The following is a 6083-nucleotide window of genomic DNA, read 5'->3' as shown; positions in this document are numbered from 1 at the left end:
AAGCTAAAGATACCGCCAAATCTACTAAGGCCAAAGTAAATGCCAAATCAGAAAAAGTAAAAGAGGATATGGACTCTATGGATGAGCAGAGCAGTAAAGTAAAAGGCTCTATGGATAAAATGAACGATGAGGCTAAAGAGGACGGCTCGTCAAAGGCTTCGGGAAAGAAGGTTAAAAAATCCAAGAAAGAACAATAAGAAAGAATATATAAAATAAGGGGAGGAGAGTAAGTTGGGCTTCCCCCTTTGTTTTATAAAAATTTATAAAGGGTATGACTCTATACTTTTTGGAGGCAGATAAGATTTATTGTTTTGTCTGGGTTTTGGCAGCAATTGTTATGTCTAAGCATATTAACTTTATTTACTTCTCTGTTATTTTACCTAGTTGCTTTATTGCTTTTACAATTACTTTAGATTTTGAATAATTTATTTATAGGCGAATTTAAATCCGCACAATTTATTTATATTGTTTATTTGCTTTTAAATTTTTGATGGATACAATCATACGATCTAAATTTTTAAAGGATTTTGAGCTTAAAACTATGAGCAACAAAATAAAATTTATCAAAAATATTTCCTGGCTTCTGTTCGAACATGGTATTAGGATCGGCGGCAGTATTGTGACTGCGTCGATTTTAGCCAGAGTTTTAGGGATTGAGAAATATGGGACTTTTCAATATTTATTGGGGCTTGTAGTTATTTTCAAATCGCTTTCATATATTAATCCGGCAGAGATTATGGTGCCTATGCTTACGAACGCGGATGCTATACGGCGCAGATATTTAATGGGAAGCGGCTTTTTTATCAGGGCATTTTTCTGCATAGTAGCATATATCGCTTTTTTAGCATTCGTATATTTTAGTGATGATGTAAAAGCGTTTAATCTGGCTCTAATTCTCGGATTTTGTATTTTGTTAGACGAAGCATTCGGTATCGTCACGGCCTTTTTACAATCTCAGACGATGATAAAATATAGAAGCGTGCTATATATCTGTTTTACGATCATCAAGATTACTATTCTGGCATCGCTATTTTGGCTAGGGGTTACTAATATCTATATTTATGCGCTTACATATACGCTGGAGAGTATTTGCATGGCGCTAGGTCTGCTTTGGGTTTATAAGATTTTAAATAAAGAACTATTCTTTACATTTGATTTTAATAAAATTTTGCCCCTTCTTAAAGATGGACTACCATTTTTTCTAGGTATCTGCTTTATGTGTATATTTTTGAGGGCGGATATTGTTGCGACGCGTTATCTAAGTGATGGTACGACTTTAGGGTTATATGCCTCGGCGATTCAGCTTTTTGGTAGCGTGACTGCTATGGCGCCAATTATAGCGGTATCATTTGCGCCTTTATTTGTTTATAAATTTGACGAACTATACACCATAAAGAAAAATATATGGCTGCTTGCTTGCGGTATGGTTGCTATTTCGCTTTTTACGTCTATGGCGATGTATTTTTTATCGCCAATTTTAATAAGCTTAATATTCGGAGCTAAATTTAACGACGCAGTAGAAATTTTTAGATATCTATTATTTATTTTGCCGCTTATATTTTTAAACGAGGCTTTAAATTTATATATAATTAAAATGAAGTTGGGTAAACTCCTTATTCATAAATGGGGACTTGCCCTAGGCGGTGCCGTTGTGGCTTATTTATATTTTGTTCCTATTTATGGTGCCGTAGGAACAGTAGTTGGGCTTGGAATAGGATATTTTGTAGTATGTATACTGGGTGCCGCGATAATTTTAAATGATAAAGGGGATTTATGAAGGAAGTTTTGATATCCGCAATAGTACCTATATATAATGTCGAAAAGTATCTTGGAAAATGTATCGACAGCATCATAAATCAAACTTATAAAAATTTAGAGATAATATTGGTTGATGACGGAAGTACTGATGGTTGTTCTAAAATTTGCGATGAATATGCACTAAAAGACAGCCGCATAAAAGTAATCCATAAAGAAAACGGCGGTCTTAGCGATGCTAGAAACGCAGGTATCGATATTGTAAGCGGTGAATATTTAACTTTTATAGATAGTGACGACTGGGTAAGTAAATTTTATATACAAAATTTATATTGCTTGATAGATAGATGCGATGTGGATATGGCTATCACCTCAATCAAGCGCGCTTATGAAGACAGTGAGGATAAAATTTATGAAAAAAGTATAAATGATGAGCCTATTTTAATCCATACAGCCAAGGAATGTATAGAAAGTCTATTTTGCGGTAAATTTTATAATGTCGGTGCGGTTGCTAAAATTTATAAAAAAGAGTTATTTGCAGGCATTAGGTTTCCAAAAGGTCAGATATACGAAGACCTTGCGACCACGCCCATAATAGCTTCAAAAGCAGACAAAATAGCTTTTTGCGACCTGAAGGATTATTTTTACTTTATAAGAGATAATTCTATCATGACGAGCAAAGGCGATATTGAAGATTTAATTATATTTAATATCCTAGACGAGCTAGAAAAATATTTCTGTGATTACAAAGATATTGTAAAATCCATAGAGATCAGAAAGCTCAGAGACGCATTTATGACCTTTTATAAATTTAAGGATAATTTAGACGATTTAAGCAAGGATGCGCTAATAAAAATGGATAAAATCATAAAAAACAACTCCATGATCGCGCTGAAAGATAAAAATTCTAAGACGCAGGATAGGATCGGGGTTATTATATATAATTTATTAGGATTAAAAGCCTATCTAAAATTTAGAGAGATAGCTCTTTGGGTTAGGAAAAATACCTCTAAATAGACAATGAGTTAAAATATGTACACTTTATACGCAATTTTTATATTTTATTTTTTCGCTGCTTTAGCATATGGTTTTTCTATAAGACACAGAGAAATCCGACCGTTGCTATATTACGCTTTTTTATCTATATTCTTTATTTTAGTAGCGTTTCAGGATAATTACGGGACCGATTATATAATGTATAAATTTTTATTTTTAGAAACAGAAAGATTATATTCCCTGTACAAAGGGATAATTATGTATCTTTTGATAAAATATTTAAACCCTTTAACTATTAATTATGGATTACTTTTTGTCATTTGGTCTTTAATACAAACTATTGCTTTGAATTATATGGTCAAAACTTATAAAAAATTTTATTATTTTGACGACAAGCTTCAAATTATTACATATATTCTATTTACATTGTCGTTTTTTGCCATGTCATTCAATGCCCTTAGATCGGTTATCGCTACGACCCTTATACCGATAGTTTTTATTTTATACTATGAGCGTAAAATTTTAAAATCTTTTATGCTTACCGCCATAGGGGTGCTTTTTCATCCGACTATTATCATTATAATACCTTTATTTTTAATATTTAATTTATTTAAAAAGCACTATAAAACCACTTTGATGATTTTTGTATTTATGCTACTTTTTGTATTTAATAGGATCGGGATTATTCAGATAGTTGCGGAATTTATCTACAATCACATCCCTGCTAATATCTACACGGACTATCTGGTCTCTTATCATATGAAACCTTATAGCGAAAGCATTTTTAGCTATTTGGGCATCTATTTTATCCTTTTTACGAATATACTATCTATGCTGTTTTATAAAAAAGAGACGGATAAAAAGAGCATATTTTTATACAATCTCGCGTATTTTGCGGCGCTGTTGCGGATTTTATTTTACGGCATCCCTATTTTAGGCAGAGTTTATCTGCTATTTAGCGTTTTTGAATTTTTTATCCCCTACGTTTTATTTAAAAATTTAAACACAAAAAAGACCTTCTACTTGGGGTATTTTATCCTGATAGCTTTTTTTATCACCGTGATAAAATATCTATTATTCAATAACAGAGTCTCGTTTTGAAAAAAATTTTTATTATAGGCGGTGCCGCTTCTATGATGATAAATTTCAGGAAGGAATTTATCATAAAGCTCGCCGGGCAAAATTTTAAAATTTATTGCCTAGCGGGAGACTACGACGATACTTCACGCAGCAGGATCAAGGAGCTCGGCGCTACGGCTTTGGATTACAAGCTAAATTCTAAAGGATTAAATCCGCTTGGTGATGCTCTTGCGGTATATGATTTGATAAGGCTCATTAAAAAATATCAGCCGGATATAGTATTTAGCTTTTTCGTAAAGCCCGTAATTTTTGGCACCATAGCGGCAAAATTAGCGGGGGTGCCGCGTATCGTCGGTATGCTTGAGGGGCTGGGCGGGGCTTTTACTTTGCATAAAAACGGATCTTCGGCCAAGACGAAATTTATAAAATTTATTCAAATTTTGCTTTATAAGCTTAGCCTTCCTCTACTCGATAAGCTCATCTTATTAAATAGCGACGATAAAAAAGACCTCATTGATAGATATAAAATCGGCGTAAAAAGTGTTGAAATTTTAGGCGGTATTGGGGTCGACCTGGCTAAATTTAAATACTCTCAAGCGCCTGCAGAGCCCGTGAGTTTTATATTTGTAGCCAGGCTTTTGGCGGAGAAGGGGGTGTTTGAGTATCTACGGGCCGCAAAGATTATAAAGCAAAAGCACAAAGAGGTGAAATTTTATATTTTGGGCTCCTTTGACGAGACAAATCCTTTCGGTCTGAAAAAACGGCAGCTAGATATGTATCTAAACGATGACATCGTGATATATCCGGGCTTTGTGGATAATGTGGATGAGTGGATCGCTAGCTCTAGCGTGTTTGTGTTGCCATCGTACAGGGAGGGTTTTCCTAGAAGTACGCAAGAGGCGATGGCGATAGGTAGAGCGGTTATCACGACTGATAGCGTGGGTTGCAAAGAGACGGTCATAGATGGATTGAACGGCTTTTTGGTGCCGCCGTACGAATATGAAGCCCTGGTGCGGAAGATGGAGTATTTTATACAAAATCCAGGAACGATCGATACAATGGGGCTAGAGAGCAGGAGGATTGCGGAGAAAAAATTTGATGTTCATAAGGCAAACGATAGGCTTTTAAAGATGGTTTTGGGAGATCAAATTTCATAAACCCTTTTTTCTGATCATAACGGCGATCGTCATGAGGATTGTCTTGATCTCCAGCCACAGCGACCAGTATTTGATGTAGTAGAGATCATACATTAACTTTTGCTTGGCATCTTCGATGTTTTCTCCATAAGGGTAATTGACCTGTGCCCAGCCGGTGATGCCAGGACGGACTAGATGGCGTTCGTTGTAATAGGGGATCGCTTTTTCGTAGTTTCTGACCAAAATATCCCATTCCGCGCGAGGCCCGATCAGGTGCATATCTCCGCGCAGTACGTTGATGCACTGCGGCAGCTCGTCCATCCTGGTCTTTCTCATAAATTTGCCGAACTCAAACACCCTACTATCGTTTTTCTGCGTGTATGGTTTATGAACGCAATGCTCGTGCATGGTTCGAAATTTATAACATCTGAAATTTTTCAAATTTAGTCCTACGCGATTTTGGATGAAGTATAATTTCCCCGGCGATTGCTCGTCTATCTTCTTTTTTACGTGAAATTTGATCGCAAAAAATATAACGTACAGGATCGCTCCGCCTATGTAGTCTATGACGCGCTTCGTGGCGTACTCGAAGTCGTTATACGGCCTAATATTGCTTAAAAATTCCAAATCCCTATCGTCTTCGGGGATATAGCATTTATGAAAGAATTTTTCTAAAAATTTTTCAATAGTTAGAATTTTGAGCCGCTTGTGATTGAAACGAAACTGCAAGAGCGTAAGGAATTTTATCATTTTGGGATCTATAAATTCTTTGGTGTTTATGATTAGAAATTTATAATTGTGATTTTTAAGTAGGTTTTCGATCTGTAGCTGGACCTCTGCAAAGGGGCGAGCGGCGTATTTTACGATGTCAACTTTGTCGAATTTTTTATTAAGCCTTCTTAGCTCCACGTCGGTAAATTTGTATTTTTCACCAAGAATCAGCATGCTTTTACCGCTTTTGCCTTTCGTAAAATTTCGTTATTTTAGCATTGTTGTGTTAAAAGATATTTAATTCGCGATCGCTTTTTATCTAAGTGTAGGTTCATTGAAGGCATATGAGGTGGTGGTTAGAGGCAGAATCGAACTGCCGACACGCAGATTTTCAGTCTGCTGCTC

General features: G+C 35.5%; 6 protein-coding genes. 5 read left to right on the top strand and 1 reads right to left on the bottom strand.

Going from position 1 to position 6083, the window contains the following annotated elements:
• The 5 genes from Q0135_RS05805 to Q0135_RS05785 form a co-directional block, all read left to right on the top strand.
• On the top strand, positions 1-197 hold a 197-nt coding region (locus tag Q0135_RS05805), incomplete at its 5' end, for a hypothetical protein (protein WP_297989100.1).
• A gap of 344 nt (positions 198-541) precedes the next feature.
• Positions 542-1777 carry an oligosaccharide flippase family protein gene (locus Q0135_RS05800; protein WP_297989098.1) on the top strand — a complete coding sequence of 412 codons (1236 nt, stop codon included), beginning with the start codon at positions 542-544 and terminating at the stop codon, positions 1775-1777.
• Positions 1774-2772 carry a glycosyltransferase family 2 protein gene (locus Q0135_RS05795; RefSeq protein ID WP_297989096.1) on the top strand — a complete coding sequence of 333 codons (999 nt, stop codon included), beginning with the start codon at positions 1774-1776 and terminating at the stop codon, positions 2770-2772. Before Q0135_RS05800 ends, Q0135_RS05795 begins: the two co-directional genes overlap by 4 nt.
• A gap of 15 nt (positions 2773-2787) precedes the next feature.
• On the top strand, positions 2788-3852 hold the full coding sequence (locus Q0135_RS05790) for an EpsG family protein (protein WP_297989095.1): 1065 nt from the start codon (positions 2788-2790) through the stop codon (positions 3850-3852).
• On the top strand, positions 3849-4988 hold the full coding sequence (locus Q0135_RS05785) for a glycosyltransferase family 4 protein (protein ID WP_297989094.1): 1140 nt from the start codon (positions 3849-3851) through the stop codon (positions 4986-4988). The genes Q0135_RS05790 and Q0135_RS05785 overlap by 4 nt, the downstream gene beginning before the upstream one ends.
• Here the strand turns inward: Q0135_RS05785 and Q0135_RS05780 are convergent.
• On the bottom strand, positions 4983-5912 hold the full coding sequence (locus Q0135_RS05780; RefSeq protein ID WP_297989093.1) for a sugar transferase: 930 nt from the start codon (positions 5910-5912) through the stop codon (positions 4983-4985). The genes Q0135_RS05785 and Q0135_RS05780 overlap by 6 nt on opposite strands.
• Between the last annotated feature and the right edge of the window lie 171 nt (positions 5913-6083).

The sequence above is a fragment of the uncultured Campylobacter sp. genome (assembly GCF_937981295.1).
In the GTDB taxonomy this organism is placed as follows: domain Bacteria; phylum Campylobacterota; class Campylobacteria; order Campylobacterales; family Campylobacteraceae; genus Campylobacter_B.
Note: the sequence above shows the minus strand (reverse complement) of the source record. Positions and strands in the feature narration are given on the sequence as shown.